Raw genomic sequence first — 24,389 nt, forward strand, 5'->3', positions numbered from 1 at the left:
ACTTTTCGACCCTCAATTAATCCCATGCGACTGACAGCGGGTATGCACTTATTATACGAATCCACGTTTTGCTAATTAATAATAAAGTAAAAAAAAGAGATCAGCTGTTAAAGTTCTTTTTTTATTTAAATTGTCACTTTTGAACGATAAACGTTGTAATTAAATAGATGAATCAACAATGTGTTTATAAATCACATAATAAGTATTCTTGTTATGTTGATTACTTATATTCTTAATAAAAGTGATATAAAAGTAAAATAATTAACAGGAAATAAAATTGGATAAATGCGATTTGACTACTTTAATATTTAAAAGGATTTAATCATATGAGTAATGAAAATTTAATTCGTCTAAGCTTATTTTTACTTAGCGTTATTATTTTTGGTCTATTAGAGTATTTATTTCCCTCTCAAAAACTTAAATCAACACGTTTCATAAGATGGTCAATCAACTATTCGTGTGTAATAATAGCCAGCTTTTTAATGCGCATTTTATTACCTATTTCAGCAACAGGTGCGGCTATCATTGCAGAGAAAAGTAATATAGGGTTATTCAATCAATTTCTTCTATCGAGCCCGGTTGTGGTTGTTATATCCATTTTACTTTTTGATTTACTTATCTATTTGCAGCATTTAGCATTTCACGCAATTCCTTTATTCTGGCGCTTACATCAAGTGCATCATATTGATGAATCAATTGATACTTCTACCGCCCTAAGATTCCACCCTCTGGAATTTTTATTTTCAATGGGGATAAAAATTGGATTTATTTTCTTACTTGGGATCCCCTTTTTAGCTGTGTTACTTTTTGAGATCATTTTGAATAGTATGGCGATTTTCAATCACGCTAATTTAAAATTACCACAAAAATTAGATAAGTATTTACGTTTGTTTCTCGTCACGCCTGATATGCATCGGATTCACCACTCTACTTTACCCAGTGAATTTAATAGTAATTTCGGCTTTAATCTTTCCGTATGGGATAAACTATTTAAAACCTATATTCAAAACCCTTCAGTAGATACTACCTTAATGCCGATAGGTCAAAAAGGTTTTGAGGACAGAAATAAAACAACATTATTCAAAATGCTATTGCACCCTATAAACGCACGTATCAAAAAATAATTTGCCTGATTTCCAAGAAATTTATAATACCCATGCATCATTCTTAAGTGCTTTGTTATATAATTATTCAAATAACGTTGATAAAAGTTATCTTTTTAGTTATACAATATGAATTATCAACATAGCAATTAATATCATCAAATTAAGGTTTAACTTATGACAAATTCTATTAAAACAGTTGCTGATATCCGCCAAACTTTCATCCGTTTTTATGAGAGTAAAGGACATCAAGCTGTAGATAGCAGTTCTTTGGTACCACATAACGATCCGACTCTCCTCTTTACAAATGCAGGGATGAATCAGTTTAAAGACTTATTCTTAGGAGCCCAGAAAAGAGACTACACCAGAGCAGTTACAGCCCAACGCTGTGTGCGTGCAGGTGGAAAGCATAACGATCTCGAAAATGTAGGTTATACAGCTAGGCATCATACGTTTTTTGAAATGTTAGGTAACTTTAGCTTTGGTGATTATTTTAAAAAGGATGCCATTCATTATGCATGGGAACTCCTAACAAGTCCTCAATGGTTTGGTTTACCTAAAGAAAAATTACTAGTAACAATCTACCACACAGATGATGAAGCCTATGACATATGGCATAAAGAAATTGGCATCCCCCATGAAAAGATAATTCGCATAGGAGATAATAAAGGCGAAAAATATGCCTCTGATAACTTCTGGCAAATGGGTGATACAGGTCCATGTGGTCCTTGTTCTGAGATATTCTATGATCATGGTGAACATCTGTTTGGAGGCCCCCCAGGCTCACCTGATGAAGATGGAGATCGCTTTATTGAAATTTGGAATTTGGTTTTTATGCAGTTTAACCGCTTAGCTGATGGTACACTAGAAAACCTTCCTAAACCTTCCATCGACACAGGAATGGGCCTTGAGCGCTTAAGCGCAGTACTTCAACACGTTAACTCTAACTATGATATCGATTTGTTTCAATTTCTAATCAAAACCATTGCGAAAATCTTGAATGTCACTGATTTAAATAATAAATCTCTACGTGTTATAGCAGATCACATCCGTTCTACTGCTTTTTTAATTGGCGATGGTGTTCTTCCATCTAATGAAGGAAGAGGTTATGTCCTACGTCGAATTATTCGAAGAGCTGTAAGGCATGGTAACCTACTTGGGGCTAAAGAAGCATTTTTCCATAAACTAGTCAAACCTTTAATTGAAGTGATGGACAGTGCAGGTGATGCACTTAAAGCACAACAATCATTAATAGAAACCACTCTAAAAGCTGAAGAAGAACAATTTGCACGTACTCTTGAACGCGGACTCATCTTACTTGATGAGGCATTAAGTAATCTTAAAGGAAATGAATTAAGTGGTGAAATAGTCTTTAGATTATATGATACATTCGGTTTCCCAAGCGATCTCACGGCTGATGTATGTCGTGAAAAAAATATAACAATTGATGAGACTGGTTTTTTACGTGAAATGGATAATCAGCGAAAACGTGCTCGAGAGTCAAGTGGTTTTAATACGCAATATGCTGCGCAAATTAATCCTACAGAAAAATCACAATTTGAAGGATATGAAATTGACCAAACAGTTGCTACAGTTAAGTCTATTTTTGTGGATGGCAAAGCAGTTAATGCTCTCTCTTCTGGTGAACAAGGTATCATCATTTTGGATACAACCACTTTTTATGCCGAGTCTGGTGGGCAAATTGGGGACACGGGACAACTCGTAGCGAATCAAACCCTATTTGAGGTGCAGGATACCCAAAAATATGCAGATGCCATAGGGCATATTGGTATATTAGCACAAGGGTCATTGAAAGTAGGTGACAGATTAAATACGCAAATTAATGAAATGAGAAGGGAAGCTATTAGACTCAATCATTCAGCAACACATTTATTACATTCAGCTCTCCGTGAAACTTTAGGTACCCACGTTACCCAAAAAGGTTCTTTAGTCAATGAAGAAGCCTTGCGCTTTGACTTTTCTCATAATGAAAGTATCTCAAACGATGAACTAAGACAAATTGAACACAAAGTGAATAAAGCAATTCGTAAAAACTTTTTGATTGAAACCCATTTGATGAATATTGATGATGCAAAGGCAAAAGGCGCAATGGCACTTTTTGGTGAAAAATACAGCGATACTGTTCGCGTATTATCAATGGGTGATTATTCAATTGAGCTTTGTGGTGGAACACATGCAAAACGAACGGGAGACATAGGTTCATTTATTATTACAAGTGAGTCTGGTATAGCTGCGGGGATCAGAAGAATTGAAGCAACAACGGGTAAAACTGCACTTGAATTAATTCAAAAAAATCAAGATAACCTCTCCTCATTATCTCAATTCTTAAAAACCGATAAAGATAGCTTACTAGAAAAAATAACTGCGCAAGTTGAAAAAAACAAACAGTTAGAAAAAGAAATAGCTCAACTCAAAGCCGCACAATTGAGCCAAAATAAAAATGAACTGATCTCTCAAGCCAAAACTATCAATGGGCTTAAAGTGATTACTCATAAGGTGCACAGTAATGATATTAAACTACTCAGAAACCTGATTGATGACTTAAAAAATCAAATCACAACAGGGATCATTGTATTAGCTGCCATAGACACTGAAGCCAATAAAGTGACTTTATTGGCTGGTATCACCACGGATTTAATTAATCAATTGAGTGCAGGCAAACTTGTTGCTCATCTTGCACCATTCATTGATGGTAAAGGCGGCGGGAAACCCGATTTTGCTCAAGCTGGAGGGACACTCCTTACCGGAATAGATTCAGCATTTAACGCGATAGAAAGTTGGATCACTTCTCAATAATTTGAAAGTCTTTTTCTGATCCAGATCCCCCCTTAATGGTTCTATATTTAGTAAGGGGGGATTTTCAGCAATTGTTTAGATAAAATTACCACTCCAAAAACCTCGCTATTTTTCAATAACTTAAATTAAATATTCAATTTTATTGCTTTGTGTGTTTACGTCTAATTTTGTAATAAAACATTTCTATTTGCACCTAAAAAGTAAATATATTCAAATTGTTATTTAAATACAAAAATGAATGGACATTTGTGTTTCATTTTTTGTATTATACGCACGCAGTCCGGTGTTAAACATTTGTGTATTTTATCACTTGCACTTGAACTGTGACTTAATACACTAATTTCTAAAGCATAAAAAAGGATGATAAAATGCTCATATTGACACGCCGCATAGGTGAAACACTGATTATAGGAGATGACGTAAAAATCACTGTACTTGATGTTAAAGGTAATCAAATTCGTATTGGTATTGATGCCCCTAAGTCACTCAGCGTACATAGGGAAGAAATTTACCAACGTATTCAAGATGACAAATCAAAAGACGCTTAGTATATAAAAGTCTTTTTTGTTATGAATATTCTGTTCTTTTTCTAAAAACGTTGTAGTAAGCAGTTTTATTTTTACATACCAGGTTAATAAATCTTATAACTCAGCTTGTTTAAGGCACACTATGTGCCTTAATATGTCATATTCACTTTCTCCTTTAATTAATATCTTGTTTTTTTATCCTAATTGATTTGCCCTGCTCTCACTCCTTTTTTATCCTTATTTACTAAAAAAATGACTTTACACCACAAAATTGAATACCTTTTGCACAAACGAACACAACATTTGTAAAAATGATTTGACTTATTTTTTTCAGACCGTATTATACACCGCACTTCTTGTTGCTAAACATCAAGAATCGGTGAGATGGCCGAGAGGCTGAAGGCGCTCCCCTGCTAAGGGAGTATGCGGTTTATCCCGCATCGAGGGTTCGAATCCCTCTCTCACCGCCATTTTTTTGCATCCGTAGCTCAGCTGGATAGAGTACTCGGCTACGAACCGAGCGGTCGGAGGTTCGAATCCTCCCGGATGCACCATTTATCAGTTCCTAATGTAATCCTTACCTATGCATCCGTAGCTCAGCTGGATAGAGTACTCGGCTACGAACCGAGCGGTCGGAGGTTCGAATCCTCCCGGATGCACCATCTTTATATCTGAGAGTAACCTAGTTCAAGTGATTGATTTTTTCTTTGAATATGTAGACACTCCTTATTCATTGGTAGTGCTATTTTTTAATGCCTTTCTGAGTGCTACAATATTACCTTTGAGCTCAGAACTCATTTACTTGAGTCTGCTGAAATTTACCTCACACTCTTTTTTTACTCTTTGGTTAATTGCTTCTATCGGTAATACACTAGGAGGCATAACTAATCTATTCATTGGTAGGTTGTTCCCCAGTAAAACAAAAAATAGCAAAACAAAAATCTATACAACTGCACAGATCTGGATCAATAAATATGGCTACTATGCTTTGTTACTGAGCGCCGTGCCCCTCATAGGTGATCTCCTTTGCTTAATTGCTGGATGGCAAAGACTAAAAATAAGAAAATGCTGTTTGTTTCTATTTATAGGAAAAGCGGGAAGATATGGAATGATAAGTATACCTTTTCTTTTTTAGTCTTATAAAGACAATAGATAATTTTTATAAGACTAAAATCCATATTATATAATGAATCAAGTGTATAGTTTAAAAAATATTATTTTGAAAATATTTGTTTAATGAATGGTTTTCGATCATTCATGCGATTGCACTCAAATTCGTTTATACATATTGTTCTTTAAATGCTAAACTGAAGATAAATTAGTCTTCTTCAACTCTTCATCTGGTTATAACCTTACTTAGAAGATAGTATCTACATAACTTAATTTTCAAGTATGGTAAAATTTACCTAACTGGTTGTGAATGAGCTACAATAAAAACATTGTGAAATAAACTTACTCATAGCTAAAATGTAATAAATAAAGAGAGAAACATAGTGATCCCAAATATATCATCAGCACTTAATTGGTTAGAATCAAATCCTGAGGCGTTAAACGGTATCCGACGCGGCCTTGAGCGAGAATCTTTACGAATTGATAAAGAAGGTAACCTTGCTAAAACATGCCACCCACAGATTTTAGGCTCTACTTTGACTCATCCCTGGATAACCACCGATTTTGCCGAATCGCTGTTAGAATTTATTACCCCAGCGCAAACGAATATCAAGGAAACCTTTGCTTTTCTGAATGACTTACATATTAATACGATCAAATCGATTGGTGATGAACAACTATGGCCTTTTAGCATGCCTTGCTTTATTGCTAATGATGAAGAGGTACGGATTGCTGAGTATGGTTCTTCTAACATCGGTAAGTTAAAAGCACTTTACCGTGAAGGTCTAAAACAAAGATATGGCGCTGTCATGCAAACGATTGCTGGAGTACACTATAACTTCTCTTTTCCTATGAGTTTTTGGAGTGCGTATCTAGGAGTTGGTGATGAAGTCACTGGCAAAAATGAAATTTCTGCTGCCTATTTAAAACTCATCAGAAATTATTATCGCTTTGGTTGGGTTATTCCTTACTTATTTGGCGCATCTCCTGCAATATGCCGTTCTTTTTTAAATAATAAATTAACTAAATTACCTTTTGAATTTACTGACTCTATGGCTTATTTGCCTTATGGTACCTCTTTGAGGTTAAGCGATCTAGGCTATACTAGTTCAGCACAAAGTGCCCTTGGTTTAACTTATAACAGCGTTGATACCTATATCGGCCAAGTTAGACATGCAATGACGTTGAAATCCGAAGAATTTCAAGCTATTGGACTTGAAAAAGAGGGTAAACGCATTCAAATTAACAGTAATATTCTTCAAATTGAAAATGAACTGTATGCACCAATTAGACCGAAAAGAGTCACATTAACGAATGAGCGACCATCTGATGCTATATTAAGAGGTGGTATTCAGTATGTCGAGGTGAGATCGCTTGATATTAACCCTTTCTCTCCTATTGGCATTAATGAGGAGCAAGCAAGATTTGTCGATCTCTTTTTGATTTGGTGTGTACTTGCCGACGCACCTATGATGCGTAGTGAAGAAATACAATATACAAAAAGAAACTGGCAAAAAATTGTCGTGGAGGGTAGAAAACCTGAACAAACGATTTCTGTTGGTTGTGAAGGACAGGAACAACCTTTACGCTTAATTGGTAAGAGTTTATTTGTTGATTTAACCAGAATTGCTAGAATTTTAGATAGACAAGAAACTGATAATTCCTATGAAGATGTCTGTAATAAGTGGATCAAAGCCTTTGATGAACCTGAATTAACTTATTCAGGTCAGCTGCTTGAGCGCTTTAAAAAAGAAGGTTTATCTCAGGTTGGTTTATCCCTTGCGAAAAGTTATAAAGAGGCATTGAATCAAAGCAGTTATCAAGTATTAACTAAAGACGATTTTGTGGAACAAAGTCAATTATCTATAAAAAAACAAAAAGAAATAGAAGCACAAGATAACATTCCTTTTGCTGAATTCTTAAAGCAAAATGGTGGTGAATAATTACGTTGTATTAACCTTTACTTATTGGAGATATCATTATGCCTTTATTAGATAGTTTTACTGTTGACCATACCCGTATGAATGCACCAGCGGTGCGAGTAGCTAAAAAAATGACAACCCCTAAGGGCGACTCCATTACGGTATTCGATTTGCGTTTTTGTGTCCCAAACGAAGAAATTTTGTCTGAAAAAGGGATTCATACTTTAGAACATTTGTTTGCTGGTTTTATGCGCGACCACTTGAACAATCAAGATGTTGAAATTATTGATATTTCACCAATGGGTTGCCGCACAGGTTTTTATATGAGCTTAATAGGTACTCCAAATGAACAACAAGTGAGTACCGCTTGGCTAGCGGCTATGAATGATGTTTTAGCTGTAAAAGATCAGAAAAAAATTCCAGAATTAAATGAATATCAATGTGGTACCTATCAAATGCACTCTTTAGAAGAAGCACAAGAGATTGCACAAAATGTGATTAAAAGAGGCGTTAGCGTTAATCTTAATGAAGAACTCACCTTGAGTGATGAGAAATTAGATGCTCTTAGCCATCACTAAGATAATTTGAATGTGAGGGATTTAAGTCAATCAAGCGACCACTTTTATCCCCGTAATCAACCGTTAGATACTATGAGGTTTAAGTGTGATAGGTCAAACAATTTCTGAAGACGATTCGGGCTATTGGGTGGTTACCAATGGCCAATCCGTTTTTCTTCACCAAGGAGAGTTGCCTTTAGGAGAAGCAAAACAATTTAATTTGACTGGAAAACAAGGCTTTTTAATCGGTGAATTTGAAAACTCAAAGGTAATTGCTATTGCACAAACCAGAGACAAAGGTATGAGCCCTTTGAGGCCACTACTTAACCTCGACCCCGTATTATTTCAGCTGATCGGTAAAGCCGTACAACTCATTGAATTTCATATCTCACATAAATATTGCGGCTACTGTTCAACAGAAATGATACATAGCTACCATGAGTGGGCTATGCTATGTCCGAATAACGAATGTAAACAGCGTTACTACCCCCAAATTGCACCTTCTGTTATTGTTGCTATCAAAAAAGAAAATAAAATTCTACTAGCTAATCACACAAGACATAGAGGGGAGATCTATACCGTTCTTGCTGGTTTTGTGGAAGTCGCTGAAAAAGTTGAAGATGCCGTGCGACGTGAAGTCATGGAAGAGTGTGGTATCAAGATTAAAAATATTCGCTATGTCAGCTCACAACCTTGGCCTTTTCCACATTCATTGATGCTGGCTTTTATGGCAGATTACGATTCAGGTGAAATCCAATGCGATAAAAAAGAGATCCTAGATGCTGATTGGTATGATATTGATAATCTTCCTAATCTTCCTCCCTATGGTACCATCGCAAGACGATTGATTGAAGACACCATTATCCTTTGCAGGGATACTACTGATCATGCGTGATCAGTTGACAAAATAAGATAAAAAATAGGATTGACAACTTATGCAACAGACATTAAAGAATGATCGCTATCTCAAAGCGCTATTAAACGAACCTGTAGATTGCACCCCCGTATGGATGATGAGGCAAGCAGGAAGATACCTACCAGAATACAGAGAGTTAAGAGCGCAAGCGGGTGATTTTATGTCGTTATGTAAGAACCCTGAGCTTGCCTGTGAGGTAACATTACAACCACTGAGACGTTTTGATTTAGATGCGGCGATTTTATTTTCAGATATTTTGACTATCCCTGATGCGTTAGGTTTAGGGCTCTATTTCACACCTGGAGAAGGCCCTTGCTTCGAGCGCCCTATCAAATCTTTCGATGATATAAAAAAATTGGCCGTATTCGATCCTGAGCAGGAACTTGGTTATGTCATGAATGCGGTGAGAACCATCCGAAAAGCCCTAGCAGGTAGCGTGCCTTTAATTGGATTCTCTGGTAGCCCTTGGACCCTCGCCACGTATATGATTGAAGGTGGCAGCAGTAAAGCATTCACTAAAATTAAAAAAATGCTCTATAGTGATCCTAAGGCCCTGCATTTATTACTCGACACATTAGCAGATTGTGTTATTGTCTATTTAAATGCACAAATTAAAGCCGGTGCGCAATCTGTAATGATTTTTGATACTTGGGGCGGAGTATTGAGCAAAAAGGCTTACTTAGAGTTTTCTTTACCTTATATGCAAAAAATTGTCTCCGAGCTCATTAAAATCAATGAAAACCGTAAAGTACCTACAACTCTGTTTACCAAGAATGGTGGCCAGTGGTTAGAACATATAGCTCAAACAGGTTGTGATGCTGTTGGTGTAGATTGGACAACTGATCTTGATGTTGCAAAATCAAAAGTTGGGACTCGTGTTGCTCTTCAAGGCAATATGGATCCTAGTGTCTTATATGCTCCAAAAGAGATCATAGAAGAAGAAGTCCAACGCCTCTTAGCGCAATACGGTGAAGGCAGTGGCCATGTCTTTAATCTCGGCCATGGTATCCATTTAGATGTCAACCCAGAACATGCGAAGCATTTTATTGATGCGGTGCATATTTACTCAAAACCCTATCATATGAAATGATACGTTTTAAATAAAAGATATCTTCTATTAGATGATTTATTCCAATAATAAACTTCTCTTCGTGTTGATGAACTCAGTAAAAAATAAAGCCTCAACACGACACTCTCGTATAACGCTAGGACTATTGCATGTTTAGAAATCCATTACAGTTAAGATTAAAGAAACTTTCACCCCAACAATTACAGTTATTTATGCTAGTTTTATGTGAAAGAATGGCGATTAACTATGGTTTTTTTGCACTCAATACTGAACAAAAAGTTAATTTTGATAAGTTTAAACAAATTATGAACTTACTCTGGGAAAGTCTAAGTGTTAAAAATGTTCAAATTAATTTTGATGGCCAATTAGAAAAATTAGAGCTTCTCATCCCTCAAGAATCTGACTATTCAATTTATGCAGTTCATCCTGCGATTGATGCTTGTGAAGCACTTTCTGAAGCACTGCATGCAAAATTAACCGATGATGTTTTAGAGCATGCTTTATCAGTGAGCCAAATTTCTCTAAAAACGGTGTGCGATGTTTATTTAGCTGAGCATGACATTGAAATTACTGAAGCAGAAGCAAATGAACTTGAACCCATAAAGGATGAATGGGATAATCAATGGGAAATATTCCGTCTCATTTTAGATACCCCCTTTAGCGCCTCTTTTGTTAAGGAACTAAAAGAAGAAGTCAGCCAAATAAAAGAGAGCCAAATTGGACTTTTTTTATCTTAATTAACGCGCCAAAATAGTTTTTGGGACTAAAAAAGTTCATTTCCTGAATTTTTTTAGTGAATAAATGTAATTTATCCGGCTTTTACTAGCATTTATTACATCAAAAATCTATAATGCCGCGCAATTTTAACATTGCAACGCTAGGAAAATACTATGACTCAATCTGTCGAAAAATATATTGTTACTTGGGATAACCTACAAATCTTTGCTCGAACTTTAGCGAAAAGACTTCTTCCCGTATCCCAATGGAAAGGTATTATTGCTGTAAGTCGAGGAGGTCTTGTTCCTAGCGCACTATTAGCAAGAGAGTTAGGGATCAGACATGTAGATACTATTTGTATCTCAAGTTATGATCATGATCACCAAAGAGAAATGCGTATCCTAAAACAAGCACAAGGAGACGGAGAAGGATTTATTGTGGTTGATGATTTAGTTGATAGCGGCAATACCGCCCGTGTAATCCGTGAAATCTATCCTAAAGCGAAATTTGTCACCATTTTTGCTAAGCCTGCAGGTGAACACCTTGTCGATGACTTTGTACAGCCTATCGCCCAAGATACATGGATTGAACAGCCTTGGGATATGGGAGTCAGCTTTGTCAAACCTATCTGTGAAGAATTTAAAGAGTAATTTTTGATTTACTGATTGATATATATTCACTGACTTTTTTATTTTGGCATGTTGTGACATTTGTCTTAACCCTGATCCACACTATGGAGGTATATCATGGTACTACCCGCACCTTTTGATACGTCAGATTTATGCGATCATTATCACGAAGAGATTAATGTGGTCGATCCTATGTTCGTCAATTATGGCGGCAGAACTCATTTTTATGGGAGAGTCACGACGGTTAAATGTTTTGAGGATAATGGTTTACTATTTGATATCCTCCAAGAAGATGGCGCTGGTCGAGTACTCATTATTGATGGGGGCGGCTCTGTCAGACGTGCCCTGGTTGATAATGAAGTGGCGAGTTTGGCATTTGAAAATAATTGGGAAGGATTAATCGTTTATGGTGCGATTAGGCATGTAGATGATTTGTCAGAAATAGACATTGGGATCTCTGCTTTAGCGTCAATTCCTGTCGGAGTAGATGCCGTTGGCATCGGAGAAACTGATGTAAGAGTCAATTTTGGTGGCGTGACTTTCTTCTCTGATGATTATGTGTATGCCGATAACACAGGTATCATTCACTCAGAAGAACCACTTAGCCTAGATGATTCGGATGAATTTTTTAGTGAATAATTAATCACTAAAAATTTTGTTTAGATTTACACTTCTCTTTAAACACATCCCAACGTGTTGAAATGAAATATTTCAACACGTAATGCACTAACAAAGTAAATAGCCACCTCATTGATGAAGTAAATATACAGCAAACTGAGACAATACAGCTCTTATGTGATCTCAATTTTAATATGAACTTCTTTCGTTGCATTTAAATACAATAAATTTAAGGGAAAATGTAGCCTAATTTTCCAAAAGAATCACTCTTCGTATTAGAAATGTTTTACTAACTCCCCTAGAACATACCTATTTTCTTAAGATTTCGGACAACAAATATCGCTATAAATACCTTAATAAAATCTAAAGGTAAAAAAACAAGCATACTCATCAAAGCGTTAGATAAAGTAATGTTCCCAACTATACTTAGCCAGATAACACCAAAGCCATAGACTACAACGATTCCTCCCAATATCATCACACTCAACTCTGCTACCAAATTCTGCTGACAGAAACTTTTTTGATAAAAAAAACCAATTATAAACGCCGCGATTATCCAGCCATAAATGAAGCCAGCTGTTGGACCCACGAATGGAGCTAACCCTCCTTTTCCTCCTGATAACAAGGGAAATCCGATGGCAACTAATACGCAAAAAAGTATCATAGCAAGCGCCCCTTTTTTTGCGCCTAATAATGCACCAGCAAGCATAGGACCTAATGACTGTAAAGTGATAGGCACTGCTATAATAGGAAAAATTATTGGAGGGAAAACGCCAAATGCAGCCATAAGTGCTGCAAATAAGGCAATATAAACAAGATCTTTTGTTGACATAAGACTACCTATTTTTTTTATTAGAAGAGATAGATTCAAAGCCTCTAGCATCTAAAGCCTGAGTCAGCTCATCTGCTTGTTTAAAGACTCGAATGCATATCGGGATAATTAACGCAAATGGATGATGTTCAACCCCTCTTGAACACTGCGCTTCTCTGACTTGATGAGCGATTTCATATAGCATAGGAATAAACCGAATAGTTAGGAGCATACACAAACTGATTTTTGATACATTAATACCAAAGCAACTTAAAGGAGTTAATATATTTGTGATGACATCCATCATTTCCGTCATACGAGTTGTGAGACTTATCATGCTAGAAAATAAAATAACAACGAAAAGTCTTAAGACAATCACTAAGGCAAGCATAAAACCATGTGTATAGGCATTAAAACAAAAAATCATCAGGAGCAATAAAAAAGAGACTTTTATTAGTTTTCTAAGCTGAGAATAAGGTAATGATGAAAAATAATATAATAGGGTTATAGACACTAATAGCCCTAGTACCAAAGACATATTTGGAATAACAAACATCAGTGTTGTGATAAAAAATAATAATAGCAATTTAAACCAAGCAGGTAATTTATGCAAAAAGGACTGCCCATCATAATAAACAGAAATCATGCCATTAAATCCTCATAAAACTTAATAGCCTCTTTAGGGGAACTATCGACTTTAATTACCCCCTCATCTAGCACTAAAACACGTTGAAAATTATTTAATAATACCAAATCGTGAGTGATCATGATCACTTTGATTGATAACGAATCAATTAATTGTGCTATTTTTTTTCTATTACGTAAATCAAGTAATGTGGTGGGTTCATCAAAGACAATATATTCAGGTTTCGTAGCTAACACACCTAAAATAGCCAGTAACTGCTTTTGACCACCACTTAGCAAATGTGCCGGAGAATCTTTGAACTCCCATAAGCCGTATTGAGTTAAAAATTCTTCGCACAGTGACGCAATTTCATCTTTGGATAACCCTTTATTTTTTAGGCCAAAAGCAAAATCTTCACCTACAGTAGGCATTACAATTTGATTATCTGGATTTTGAAAAACAAAACCGACTTTTTGCCGAACGGTTTTCCTTGCTTTACAGGTATCGAAACCATCAACAAGCACCTCTCCTTCTGTAGGTAACAGCAGACCATTAATTAATCTGACCAGAGAACTTTTACCCCCACCATTACTGCCAATGATCCCCACTCTTGCTTGGTCAATACTTAAATCAAAAGGTTTTAAAATGGGCTTACCAGACAAAGTAAGTGAAACTTGATTAAATTGAATCATATATGAATGGACCTTAAGCAGTTTTTTATGAGGATTGAGAAGGATTATAAAGACACCTGAGTATAAAAAACAGGTAAGTTTAATTGACTAAAGCACAATTAACGCACAAATCAACTCATTAAAGCTAAATTTTTAGCTTTAATATTTTGTTATCCTTAGCTTGATTTTTTTCTGCGTCATGCCAGAAAAGATAAGTAGTTTAATGGACTTTTTAAGAAGGCTAATGCTAAAGCCAATCGCCTTATAATTAATAACAAACAATGGTCTTAGAAATTCAACCAAAAGCTTATCAATTATTTGCATGTTATTTAGCCCAAACATATGCATAAACATAATGTTTAACAGTTATATACGAAATTTTATCACTTAAATGGCTTAATTTTTATATCCCAAAAGAGACACAAGATCATTTTTCGATATTTAGACATACTGATTCAAGCGACTATTTCAGAGAAATTAAATCTCAAATTAAACAATATGGCATCAACAGTTTCTTTTTATTTATATTAAAAAGACCTAGCCTACATTTAATTAGAGATTATTCTATGGATACCATGTGAGTACACACCAAAATGATTTATCGGATTTCATACCTACTAAGCATATCAATATTAAGATGATACTTGGAGAGATAATTTAAGCTTTTTCCTGTCTATCAGATGGTGTAAACTACTTTAAATACATTAAAGTGACATATAAGCAATCATAGTCCGAACAAACAATCATTATATACTGTTGATGTTTTCAATTTTTAAAGCCTTTTTTCTATATCTTTGAAAATATAATGTATTTAAAAGAAAAGAGGCGACAAACGCAATTAAACCATAGAGTAAAGGGATGAAAATTGTGGCAAAACACACCAGCAGAAATTCAGCCACTTCAGCAGGACCATTGTGATAACGCTCCACAACCAATGCATAGATCAAATATGTCGCTAATGGAATAAGAAAAATAATTGGCACAAACAACCCACATAAGATATTTTGCTGCATATGCTCCCTATGTAAGTTGTGTACAAATACAATGCCAAACACTGTTGTAGGCAAGATAACTAGCACAAAAGAGAAAATAGCAGGTGGAAGCAACCGCATAATAACTAGAAAAAAAAATTGCCCTAAACTTTGGGTTTCTTGCAAGAATGTAAGTTTTAAAAAAACGACTAGGCCATACAAAAAATACAGAGCAAGCCCAATGAGTAACGGCCCGAGTGAAAAAATGTATACTAATCGTTTCTCTGGTTTATACATGACACACCTTATTAATCTCCAAGAACTGCCTTAATATAATCTCAAAATTGAAACACGATTTTACTCTTCTGAATCATACCCTAGGTTAGGTGCTAACCATTTTTCTGCTTCTCGTATCGGCATATTTTTTCGCTGTGCATAGTCTTCGACTTGATCACGTTGAATTTGTGCTACAGCAAAGTAACGACTTTCTGGATGACTAAAATACCATCCAGCCACTGAAGCTCCTGGCCACATTGCATAAGATTCGGTTAATGACATGCCTATTTTTTTCTCTACATTTAACAGCTCCCAGATAACAGATTTCTCAGTGTGCTCTGGGCAAGCTGGATAGCCAGGTGCAGGTCTTATTCCTTGATATTTTTCGCGAATAAGCTCTTCATTAGATAAATTCTCATCAGGCGCATAACCCCAGAATTCTTTACGCACTTGCTGATGTAAATACTCAGCAAATGCTTCAGCTAATCTATCAGCCAGAGCTTTGAGCATAATTTTATTATAATCATCGTGTTTTTTATCATACGCTTCAGCTAAACGATCTTCTTCCAATCCGCCTGTGACTGCGAACGCACCAAAATAATCACGCACCCCTGAGGATTTTGGTGCAATAAAATCGGCCAAGCAATAATTAGCAAATTCTTCTTTACTTGTTTGTTGACGTAAATGTCTTGTAACTGATAAAACCGTATCACGATTTTCATCTGTATAAATCTCAACATCATCCCCCACGCGGTTAGCAGGAAACAACCCAAAAATCCCTTTGGGCAGTAGCGTTTGTGATCGAGCTAATTCATCAAGCAACAGATTTGCGTCACTAAAGAGTTTTTTCGCTTCAACCCCCACCACTTCATCTTCCAATATCCTCGGATATTTTCCTGCTAAAGACCAAGTCATAAAAAATGGTGTCCAGTCGATATATTCTCTTAGGAGCATTATAGAGGCTTCTATTTCTTTAACGCCAAGGAACTTAGGCTTAGGTGGTGTGTAGTTTTGCCAATCTATTGCAAATGCATTGCCCCTTGCAGCTTGTAAACTAATAGGAGGAGTTCTTGGTTTTTTACGTGCATGTTGTGCTCTGACCACTTCATACTCTTCTTTTATTCGTGATACAAATTCAGGTCTTTGCTCATCAGAGATAAGAGCAGCAACCACACCAACACTTCTAGATGCATTTTGAACATAAACAGTCGGCGCATTTTTGTAATTTGGTTCAATTTTGACAGCAGTATGAGCTTTAGATGTAGTCGCTCCGCCAATCAAAAGAGGCAAATAAAAATCTTGTCTTTGCATCTCTTTAGCTACATTTACCATTTCATCTAATGAAGGGGTAATTAATCCAGATAACCCTATTATGTCAACATTTTCAGCGCGTGCCGTATCTAATATTTTTTGAGTTGGTACCATAACACCCAAATCAATGATTTCATAATTATTACATTGAAGTACGACACCTACTATATTTTTGCCGATATCATGCACGTCACCTTTTACAGTAGCTAGAAGTATTTTTCCATTGGTTTGTCCTGCTTGCTTACTGGCCTGAATGAAAGGTTCGAGATAAGCAACTGCTTGTTTCATGACACGAGCAGATTTCACCACTTGAGGTAAAAACATTTTCCCTGCACCAAATAAATCTCCGACGGTATTCATTCCCGCCATCAAAGGACCTTCAATCACATCAATTGGCTTAGCTGCCTGCTGTCTCGCTTCTTCAGTGTCTTCTTCTATAAATTCCGTGATTCCTTTTATCAAAGCATGCTCTAAACGTGCATTCACCTCTAAATGCCGCCACTGCGCTTGTTCACTGACTGTTTCACTTACATGACCACGATATTTTTCTGCTAAGGCAAGGAGTACCTCAGTAGCATTACCATGTCGATTTAAAACCACGTCTTCAACCGCTGTTTTTAACTCAGGATCTAACTCATCATAAATTGCTAATTGTCCTGCATTTACGATCCCCATACTCAAACCTGCTTTAATTGCATGGTATAAAAAGACTGCATGTATGGCTTCTCTAACTGGCTCATTTCCTCTAAATGAGAAAGAGACATTAGATACACCACCAGAAATCAAAGCATGCGGTAATTCACGTTTAATGTCTTCACAAGCCCCAATAAAATCCATGGCATAATTATTATGTTCTTCTATTCCTGTGGCAATCGCAAAAATATTGGGATCAAATATAATATCCTCAGGGGGGAATAACACTACTTCAGTCAATATTTGATACGCACGACGACAAATTTCAATTTTTCTAGCTCTAGTATCTGCTTGGCCCTGCTCGTCAAATGCCATTACAACAACAGCTGCCCCATAACGCTTAACTAATTTAGCTTGTGCAATAAAACTCTCTTCCCCTTCTTTTAGAGAAATTGAATTAACTATCCCTTTACCCTGAATACACTGAAGGCCCGCTTCAATGATTTCCCATTTTGATGAGTCAATCATGATAGGAACTCTGGCTATATCCGGCTCACCTGCGATCAAATTCAAAAATCTGACCATGGCAGCTTTAGAATCAAGCATTCCCTCATCCATATTGATGTCGATAATTTGTGCACCACTCTCGACTTGTTGAAGTGCCACAGCTAATGCCTCGTGGTAATTTTCTTCTTTGATTAATCGTTTAAACTTAGCAGAACCGGTCACATTAGTTCTTTCACCAACATTGACAAAAAGTGAATTTTGATTGATTATTAATGGTTCAAGCCCACTTAGACGGCACGCTTTTTCAATAATAGGAGTAGTTCGTGGTTTTATCCCTTCTACTGCCTTCGCTATCGCTCGGATGTGTTCTGGCGTTGTGCCGCAGCATCCACCTACAATATTAAGAAAACCAGAAGAGGCCCACTCTTTAATTTCCAATGACATTTCATGGGCATCTAAGTCATACCCACCAAAAGCATTAGGTAACCCCGCATTTGGATGTGCAGAGACAGCACATTCACTTATCTTGGACAATTCTGCAAGATAAGGTCTTAATTCTTTTGGTCCTAGAGCACAATTCAAACCAAAACTAACCGGATTTGTATGCCTTAAAGAGTGATAAAATGCCTCAGTCGTTTGCCCTGATAATGTACGGCCTGATGCATCTGTTATCGTGCCCGAAATCATAACTGGTAGCTTAATCCCTAGAGCTTCAAATTCAGACTCGATAGCAAATGCAGCTGCTTTTGCATTTAAAGTATCAAAAATCGTCTCAATCATTATGATATCAGCCCCTCCTGACACCAATGCCTTGATCGCTTCTCTATAAGCTTTCACTAATTGCTCGAAATTAACATTACGAAAGGCAGGATCATTGACATTAGGAGATAAAGAAGCTGTTCTATTAGTAGGACCAAGCACCCCTGCTACGAATCTTGGTTTTTCTGGCGTTATAACATTCCATTTATCGACTGCTTGCCTAGCTAGCTGTGCTGCTGCAAAATTAATTTCATAAACCAGTTCCGCCATGCCGTAATCATCCATAGCAATAGATGTGGCATTAAACGTATTTGTTTCAATGATATCAGCGCCCGCCTCTAGGTACTGTTCATGAATCGACAGGATAATATCAGGTCTTGTGAGAACTAAAAGATCATTGTTACCTTTTAAATCCGACGGCCAATCTTTAAATCGCTCACCTCGATAATCAGCCTCCTCTAGTTTATGGGATTGGATCATGGTACCCATCGCCCCATCAAGTAGTAAGATACGCTCGTTTAGCTGTGCTTTTAATGATTCACTACGTTCAATACTATTATTTGTGCTCATGCCTTTTTCTCATTCGTGGTGGGATGTTTTTAATATAATTTAATCATTATTGTACTGTAAAATCCGCTGATTGTGTTGTGTTGATAACTTTACACTACTCACTACTAACTACTCACTACTAACTACTAACTACTAGCAGTCATTATGGCTTCAATCGCTTAGTAGCTCAAATAAGCCTAATTTTTTATCAAAGTCCTACAAATATATAATAAATTACTCTTGCTCCACATTAATCCAGAGTAGGATTCATCACACTTAAATCATAAGGCGTAATTTGATATACATAGTAGTTTAGCCAATTAGCAAATAATAAATAGGCATGGCTTCGCCAAATCGCTTTAGGTGCTTTTGAAGAGTCATTATCAGGAAAATAATTAACTGGTAAATTAGGGTTAAGTTGAGCGGCAATATCTCTATGATATTCATCAGACAATACATGTACATCATATTCGGGATGTCCCGTGACAAAAACCTGTCTTTTATCTTTGCTAGCAAATAAATAGGCGCCAGCCTCTTCAGATTTAGCAAAAATATCAATACCCGCTAGTTTTTCAAGCGTTTCTACTTCAAAAGCGGCATAACGTGAATGTGGTGCCCAAAAACTATCATCAAATCCACGCGTCAATAAACCATGAGCTTCAGTGATATTGTGCTGGTAAACACCTGATAACTTATCAATCAATGTGGATTTCGGTAAACCGTATAAAATATTCAGAGCTGCTTGTACAGCCCAGCAAACAAAGAGAGTTGAAGTCACATGATCTTTCGACCAATGAATAATTTTTTCAATTTCATGCCAGTAACTTACTTCACTAAATGCAACTTTCCCCAAAGGAGCGCCTGTCACAATCAGCCCATCAAAATTTTTATCTTTTATCTCATCAAAACTACAATAAAAATTATCAAGGTGTTCAATAGGCGTATTTTTAGATTCATGTGTCACTAAACGCATTAATTTAATATTTAACTGTAACGGGGTATTGGACAATAAACGCAGAAACTGATTTTCAGTTTCAATTTTCTTAGGCATTAAGTTTAAGATTAAAATATTAAGTGGACGGATATTTTGCGTTAACGCTCGATTATCAGACATTACAAACACATTTTCTTCTGTTAAAAACCGATACGCAGGTAATTCGTCGGGAATTCTTATGGGCATTTTCCACTCCTAGGACTTATATTCACTTCAACCAAAACCACTCTTATAGACGTATAAACGTATAGAAATCTAGACGTCTAAAAATACCCTTTTTTCAACTAAATGTCGAGCAAATATCGCTGATAAGTCTGTTTTTTGAATTAAGATCACGAATAAGCTCTATTTATCAAAAAATTACTAAGAGAACATGCCCTAAAATGACGTATTATTTAACTGAAAGTGTTTTGCAAAAACCATTGAAATAGTTCAAATTTCATTCAGAAAGTTGGGGGAATTAAAGAACCTGCAAATAAGGGAAGGAAAACAGTTAATAGAAAAATTAAGTACAGAGTATTTTATTTATAGAATAAAATACTCTGTACAAACATAAGAAAGAAATTATTTTAAGTACACTGAAAAAATGAGTAAAGAATTAGGCTTCTTCATTTTTTTTCTTTTTTTCCATCACCATAACAATTGCTAAAAGTATAACTGAAAGGATACTTCCTCCTACCATCACTATAAAGCCACCATCCCAGCCAAAGTAATCTACCGTATACCCAACAACAGCACTGGCAGCGACTGAACCACCTAAGTAACCAAATAAACCTGTAAATCCTGCTGCTGTTCCAGCTGCTTTTTTCGGTGCAAGTTCCAATGCATGAAGACCGATAAGCATAACAGGACCATAAATTAGGAAACCAATAATAATCATACAAGCCATATCAACACCTGGATTACCAACAGGGTTTAACCAAAATACTACTGTAGCAATTGTAACAAGGATCATGAAGAACACTCCTGTTGCTCCACGATTACCTTTAAATACTTTATCTGACATCCAACCACATAATAATGTACCCGGAATACCTGCCCATTCGTATAAGAAATAAGAGAGCGATGATTTATTTAACGTAAAATCTTTCACTTCTTTTAAATATGTTGGTGACCAATCTAAAATACCGTAACGTAATAAGTAAACGAAAACATTCGCAATCGCAATCATCCATAATAATTTATTATTTAAAACATAGTCCAGAAAAATTTGTTTAGTAGAAAATTCTTCTTCATGTTTATCTGAATAATCAGGTGGGTAATCGTTTTTATACTGCTCAATCGACGGTAAACCACATGATTGAGGTGTATCCCTCATCAAAACGTAAACCAATACGGCCATAATGAGTGCTGCGATTGCTGGCATATAAAATGCTGAACGCCAATCGTCGAAAAGATACATACCTAGTAGGAAAAGTAGAGGAGGAATTCCACCACCTACGTTATGAGCTGTGTTCCAAACTGAAACTACTGCTCCACGTTCTTTATGAGACCACCAGTGAACCATGGTTCGACCGCAAGGTGGCCATCCCATTCCTTGAAACCAACCATTAAAAAATAAAAGTGCATACATTATTGCTATGCTTGATGTTGCAAAAGGAAAAAATCCCATCAGCATCATAGTAAAAGATGACAATATCAAACCTGCTGATAAAAATAACCTTGGATTTGAACGATCGGATACAGCGCCCATAAAAAACTTCGAAAAACCATATGAAACTGAGATAGCAGATAGAGCAACACCTAAATCACCACGAGTAAAACCTAACTCAATCAAATCCGGGATTGCTAACGCAAAGTTCTTACGCACTAAATAATAAGCGGCATAACCAAAAAAAATACCAATAAATAACTGCCACCTTAAACGCTTATATAGTGGATCAATTAAATCATCTGCCACTAAAGCCTTATGAGGTGCTGGCTTAAAAAAACCTATCATATTTGCTCCTTGAGAATTAACCTACACTCTGTTGAGATAAGATTGAATAAAATACAAAAATAGTAACTTTTTTAATATTATTGCCATAAGAATGACATAAAGTCGTAATAATGTCCTACACTTTAAACAAATGCAATAATATAGCAGTTAAAAAATATACTTGTGTGATTGTATTCACAAATAATAATCTAAATGAATGCTTAATGTACTAAGATAGGGATTCATATACGAATAATGTCATTGATAAAGGAAAAAGTAGATTGAAAAAAGAGACTTATCAATTTATTACTCCTGCTGATAAACGCACAGGTAAGGATGTGGCTAAATTACAGAAAAGACAAGTGGTAATGAACCAGAAAAAAGAAATCTATCCTAATAGATGGGCTAAAAGGCGTATACGTGATTGGAGTCCAATAACTAACAACTATCTTGACAAGTTCCGAATTCGCCCATAAACATAAACATAAACATAAACATAAACATAAACATAAACATAAACATAAACATAAACATAAACATAAACAACAGTATATTAATTAAGCTATCATTATAAAATCAATAGCTTATTGCGTTCTTGTCCTGCTGTAGTTATGGAATGAAAGTAAATAGTTTGATCTCTTAATCGCTAAATGAGATAGCGATATATTCTATTGAATATAGCTACCTCATTTAAAAATTCAGCTATTAGATTTCTGAGACTTTTGCTTTTTGTAGTAAGTACTCAACTAATGCAGTCACTGGACGGCCTGTCGCACCTTTTGCTTTACCAGAAACATAGCTTGTTCCAGCAATATCAAGGTGAGCCCAAGGGTAATTTTTAGTAAAACGTCCAAGGAAGCATGCAGCAGTTATCGTACCACCAGCTCTACCTCCAATATTTGCCATATCCGCAAAATTAGATTCTAATTGTTTGTTATACTCTTCATCCATCGGTAAGCGCCAGAACTTATCATTTGCTGCATTTGAAGCTTTAAGAAGATCATTGGCCACAGTATCGTCAGGTGACATTAATCCACTGATGTGTCCACCTAAAGCAATCACACAAGCCCCAGTTAACGTCGCAATATCGATAACCACTTCAGGTTTAAAGCGTTCAACATATGTCAGTGCATCACAAAGCACAAGTCTTCCTTCCGCATCGGTATTTAATACTTCAACCGTTTGACCTGATAATGTTTTTAGTATGTCACCAGGACGATATGCATTACTGCCCGGCATATTTTCACAACCTGCCAATACACCAATAACATTAATCGGTAATTTTAGCTCAGCAATCGCTCTCATCACACCAAAGACACTTGCAGCTCCACACATATCATATTTCATTTCGTCCATTTCAGGAGCTGGTTTCAATGAAATACCACCCGTATCAAAGGTTAAACCTTTACCCACGAGCACAACAGGTTTATCGTTTTTGTTAGCTGAACCTTTGTATTCTAAAATTGACATGACCGATTCATTTTTAGATCCACGGCCCACAGCAAGATAAGATTCCATTCCGAGTTTTTTCATCTCTTTTTCATCAATCAATTTAAGAGAAATAGAGTCTTTATAATCTTGCGCAAGCGATTTAGCTTGTTCAGCCAAATAAAGAGGATTACATATATTAGGAGGCATGTTAGCTAGATCTTTAGCATCTTTAACACCTTTAGCAATCGCAACGCCATGATCTAAACCATTTTGTGCAGAAGGTAATTCTTTTTTATCTACTACATTAAAAATCCATTTTGTCAGTTTAGGCTTAGCTTTAGGGTTTTGTTTAAACTGTTCAAATTGATAAGATAGATCACCAATGATTTCAGCAGCACGTCTTGCTTTCCAATAAATCGAGCGACTATCAACAGCCAAATCTGTTAAGAAAACAGCAACATCTTTTACATGAGTGCTTTTTAATACGTCATAAGCTGATTTGATTAACTGACCATACTCTTTTTGAGATAGTGATTTGGCTTTACCACACCCAACTAATAAAATTCTAGAAGCAGGGACGTTTTTAAGGCCCTGAAGAAGAAGCGTCTGTCCTATTTCACCTTGGATATCACCTAAAGCTAAAATTTTAGAAAGCTCCCCCTCACTTATTTCATCAAGCGCTTTAGCTGCAGAGCTTAATGATTTCGTTGAATGGACCCCAACAACAAGACAATCAGATTTTTGTTTCTCAGCATTAATAGATTTTACTAAAAAATTCATTTTCCTTTCCTCTTATATCCGACTAAAAATTAATGAACAAAAACATTTAAAACTTAATATGTCCAAGTTAGCCATAAACTTAACTAGGATGATTTACTAAACATATCGATAATCTAAACTTTTTCGCGCATCTAAAAAGCTTATTTCTCGATACTTCTTACTTTAGAC

20 protein-coding genes and 3 tRNA genes are annotated in these 24,389 nt (G+C 36.0%); 15 read left to right on the top strand and 8 right to left on the bottom strand.

Going from position 1 to position 24,389, the window contains the following annotated elements; genetic code table 11:
• Positions 1–326 precede the first annotated feature (326 nt).
• The 14 genes from ACFFIT_RS10410 (at position 327) to rraA (ending at position 12,006) form a co-directional block, all read left to right on the top strand.
• Positions 327–1,124, top strand: coding sequence for a sterol desaturase family protein (locus ACFFIT_RS10410; RefSeq protein WP_385877606.1), 798 nt, complete (start codon positions 327–329; stop codon positions 1,122–1,124).
• Between the two features lie 156 nt (positions 1,125–1,280).
• Positions 1,281–3,920 (top strand): alanine--tRNA ligase, encoded by a 2,640-nt coding sequence (gene alaS / locus ACFFIT_RS10415; RefSeq protein ID WP_385877607.1) that lies wholly within the window; start codon positions 1,281–1,283, stop codon positions 3,918–3,920.
• A 368-nt stretch (positions 3,921–4,288) separates the two neighbouring features.
• Positions 4,289–4,468: a carbon storage regulator CsrA gene (gene csrA, locus ACFFIT_RS10420; protein WP_385877608.1), complete on the top strand. Its 180-nt coding sequence runs from the start codon at positions 4,289–4,291 to the stop codon at positions 4,466–4,468.
• 357 nt (positions 4,469–4,825) lie between these two features.
• Positions 4,826–4,917: transfer RNA gene (locus ACFFIT_RS10425), tRNA-Ser, on the top strand.
• 7 nt (positions 4,918–4,924) lie between these two features.
• Positions 4,925–5,001: transfer RNA gene (locus tag ACFFIT_RS10430), tRNA-Arg, on the top strand.
• A 31-nt stretch (positions 5,002–5,032) separates the two neighbouring features.
• Positions 5,033–5,109, top strand: a tRNA-Arg gene (locus ACFFIT_RS10435).
• 77 nt (positions 5,110–5,186) lie between these two features.
• Complete coding sequence (locus ACFFIT_RS13415; protein ID WP_512701388.1) at positions 5,187–5,582, top strand: YqaA family protein; 396 nt, start codon at positions 5,187–5,189, stop codon at positions 5,580–5,582.
• Between the two features lie 358 nt (positions 5,583–5,940).
• Positions 5,941–7,500, top strand: a complete 1,560-nt coding sequence (gshA, locus tag ACFFIT_RS10440) for a glutamate--cysteine ligase (RefSeq protein ID WP_385877609.1) — start codon at positions 5,941–5,943, stop codon at positions 7,498–7,500.
• Between the two features lie 38 nt (positions 7,501–7,538).
• Positions 7,539–8,057: an S-ribosylhomocysteine lyase gene (luxS, locus tag ACFFIT_RS10445; RefSeq protein WP_385877610.1), complete on the top strand. Its 519-nt coding sequence runs from the start codon at positions 7,539–7,541 to the stop codon at positions 8,055–8,057.
• 88 nt (positions 8,058–8,145) lie between these two features.
• The gene (nudC, locus tag ACFFIT_RS10450; RefSeq protein ID WP_385877642.1) at positions 8,146–8,931 is read left to right on the top strand and encodes an NAD(+) diphosphatase; all 786 of its coding nucleotides are present in this window, start codon (positions 8,146–8,148) and stop codon (positions 8,929–8,931) included.
• 40 nt (positions 8,932–8,971) lie between these two features.
• Complete coding sequence (hemE, locus tag ACFFIT_RS10455) at positions 8,972–10,042, top strand: uroporphyrinogen decarboxylase (protein WP_385877611.1); 1,071 nt, start codon at positions 8,972–8,974, stop codon at positions 10,040–10,042.
• A gap of 128 nt (positions 10,043–10,170) precedes the next feature.
• Positions 10,171–10,758, top strand: a complete 588-nt coding sequence (locus ACFFIT_RS10460; protein ID WP_385877612.1) for a YjaG family protein — start codon at positions 10,171–10,173, stop codon at positions 10,756–10,758.
• 153 nt (positions 10,759–10,911) lie between these two features.
• Positions 10,912–11,388, top strand: coding sequence for a xanthine phosphoribosyltransferase (gene gpt / locus ACFFIT_RS10465; RefSeq protein WP_385877613.1), 477 nt, complete (start codon positions 10,912–10,914; stop codon positions 11,386–11,388).
• Between the two features lie 96 nt (positions 11,389–11,484).
• Positions 11,485–12,006, top strand: coding sequence for a ribonuclease E activity regulator RraA (gene rraA / locus ACFFIT_RS10470; RefSeq protein WP_385877614.1), 522 nt, complete (start codon positions 11,485–11,487; stop codon positions 12,004–12,006).
• 277 nt (positions 12,007–12,283) lie between these two features.
• Here rraA and ACFFIT_RS10475 read toward each other — a convergent pair whose 3' ends face one another.
• The 7 genes from ACFFIT_RS10475 to glpT form a co-directional block, all read right to left on the bottom strand.
• The gene (locus ACFFIT_RS10475; RefSeq protein ID WP_385877615.1) at positions 12,284–12,817 is read right to left on the bottom strand and encodes a biotin transporter BioY; all 534 of its coding nucleotides are present in this window, start codon (positions 12,815–12,817) and stop codon (positions 12,284–12,286) included.
• A 4-nt stretch (positions 12,818–12,821) separates the two neighbouring features.
• Positions 12,822–13,442 (bottom strand): energy-coupling factor transporter transmembrane component T family protein, encoded by a 621-nt coding sequence (locus tag ACFFIT_RS10480; RefSeq protein ID WP_385877616.1) that lies wholly within the window; start codon positions 13,440–13,442, stop codon positions 12,822–12,824.
• On the bottom strand, positions 13,439–14,113 hold the full coding sequence (locus ACFFIT_RS10485; protein WP_385877617.1) for an energy-coupling factor ABC transporter ATP-binding protein: 675 nt from the start codon (positions 14,111–14,113) through the stop codon (positions 13,439–13,441). The genes ACFFIT_RS10480 and ACFFIT_RS10485 overlap by 4 nt, the downstream gene beginning before the upstream one ends.
• 725 nt (positions 14,114–14,838) lie before the next feature.
• Positions 14,839–15,360: a hypothetical protein gene (locus tag ACFFIT_RS10490; protein WP_385877618.1), complete on the bottom strand. Its 522-nt coding sequence runs from the start codon at positions 15,358–15,360 to the stop codon at positions 14,839–14,841.
• Positions 15,361–15,420: 60 nt separating this feature from the next.
• Complete coding sequence (gene metH / locus ACFFIT_RS10495) at positions 15,421–19,119, bottom strand: methionine synthase (RefSeq protein ID WP_385877619.1); 3,699 nt, start codon at positions 19,117–19,119, stop codon at positions 15,421–15,423.
• Positions 19,120–19,348: 229 nt separating this feature from the next.
• Positions 19,349–20,278 (bottom strand): homoserine O-acetyltransferase MetA, encoded by a 930-nt coding sequence (metA, locus tag ACFFIT_RS10500; RefSeq protein WP_385877620.1) that lies wholly within the window; start codon positions 20,276–20,278, stop codon positions 19,349–19,351.
• 412 nt (positions 20,279–20,690) lie between these two features.
• Positions 20,691–22,031 carry a glycerol-3-phosphate transporter gene (gene glpT / locus ACFFIT_RS10505; protein ID WP_385877621.1) on the bottom strand — a complete coding sequence of 447 codons (1,341 nt, stop codon included), beginning with the start codon at positions 22,029–22,031 and terminating at the stop codon, positions 20,691–20,693.
• A 260-nt stretch (positions 22,032–22,291) separates the two neighbouring features.
• Here glpT and ACFFIT_RS10510 point away from each other — a divergent pair, with 260 nt between their 5' ends.
• Positions 22,292–22,486, top strand: coding sequence for a hypothetical protein (locus tag ACFFIT_RS10510; RefSeq protein ID WP_385877622.1), 195 nt, complete (start codon positions 22,292–22,294; stop codon positions 22,484–22,486).
• Between the two features lie 229 nt (positions 22,487–22,715).
• Here ACFFIT_RS10510 and ACFFIT_RS10515 read toward each other — a convergent pair whose 3' ends face one another.
• Positions 22,716–24,221 (bottom strand): leucyl aminopeptidase, encoded by a 1,506-nt coding sequence (locus ACFFIT_RS10515; RefSeq protein ID WP_385877623.1) that lies wholly within the window; start codon positions 24,219–24,221, stop codon positions 22,716–22,718.
• Positions 24,222–24,389 lie beyond the last annotated feature (168 nt).

Source organism: Thorsellia kenyensis, from assembly GCF_042432445.1.
Taxonomy (GTDB): domain Bacteria; phylum Pseudomonadota; class Gammaproteobacteria; order Enterobacterales; family Thorselliaceae; genus Thorsellia; species Thorsellia kenyensis.

Coding starts and splice junctions, on each gene's coding strand:
- ACFFIT_RS10410 (WP_385877606.1), top strand. CDS start 327: ATGAGTAATGAAAATTTAATTCGTCTAAGCTTATTTTTACTTAGCGTT.
- alaS (WP_385877607.1), top strand. CDS start 1,281: ATGACAAATTCTATTAAAACAGTTGCTGATATCCGCCAAACTTTCATC.
- csrA (WP_385877608.1), top strand. CDS start 4,289: ATGCTCATATTGACACGCCGCATAGGTGAAACACTGATTATAGGAGAT.
- luxS (WP_385877610.1), top strand. CDS start 7,539: ATGCCTTTATTAGATAGTTTTACTGTTGACCATACCCGTATGAATGCA.
- hemE (WP_385877611.1), top strand. CDS start 8,972: ATGCAACAGACATTAAAGAATGATCGCTATCTCAAAGCGCTATTAAAC.
- ACFFIT_RS10460 (WP_385877612.1), top strand. CDS start 10,171: ATGTTTAGAAATCCATTACAGTTAAGATTAAAGAAACTTTCACCCCAA.
- gpt (WP_385877613.1), top strand. CDS start 10,912: ATGACTCAATCTGTCGAAAAATATATTGTTACTTGGGATAACCTACAA.
- rraA (WP_385877614.1), top strand. CDS start 11,485: ATGGTACTACCCGCACCTTTTGATACGTCAGATTTATGCGATCATTAT.
- ACFFIT_RS10475 (WP_385877615.1), bottom strand. CDS start 12,817: ATGTCAACAAAAGATCTTGTTTATATTGCCTTATTTGCAGCACTTATG.
- ACFFIT_RS10480 (WP_385877616.1), bottom strand. CDS start 13,442: ATGATTTCTGTTTATTATGATGGGCAGTCCTTTTTGCATAAATTACCT.
- ACFFIT_RS10485 (WP_385877617.1), bottom strand. CDS start 14,113: ATGATTCAATTTAATCAAGTTTCACTTACTTTGTCTGGTAAGCCCATT.
- ACFFIT_RS10490 (WP_385877618.1), bottom strand. CDS start 15,360: ATGTATAAACCAGAGAAACGATTAGTATACATTTTTTCACTCGGGCCG.
- metH (WP_385877619.1), bottom strand. CDS start 19,119: ATGAGCACAAATAATAGTATTGAACGTAGTGAATCATTAAAAGCACAG.
- metA (WP_385877620.1), bottom strand. CDS start 20,278: ATGCCCATAAGAATTCCCGACGAATTACCTGCGTATCGGTTTTTAACA.
- glpT (WP_385877621.1), bottom strand. CDS start 22,031: ATGATAGGTTTTTTTAAGCCAGCACCTCATAAGGCTTTAGTGGCAGAT.
- ACFFIT_RS10515 (WP_385877623.1), bottom strand. CDS start 24,221: ATGAATTTTTTAGTAAAATCTATTAATGCTGAGAAACAAAAATCTGAT.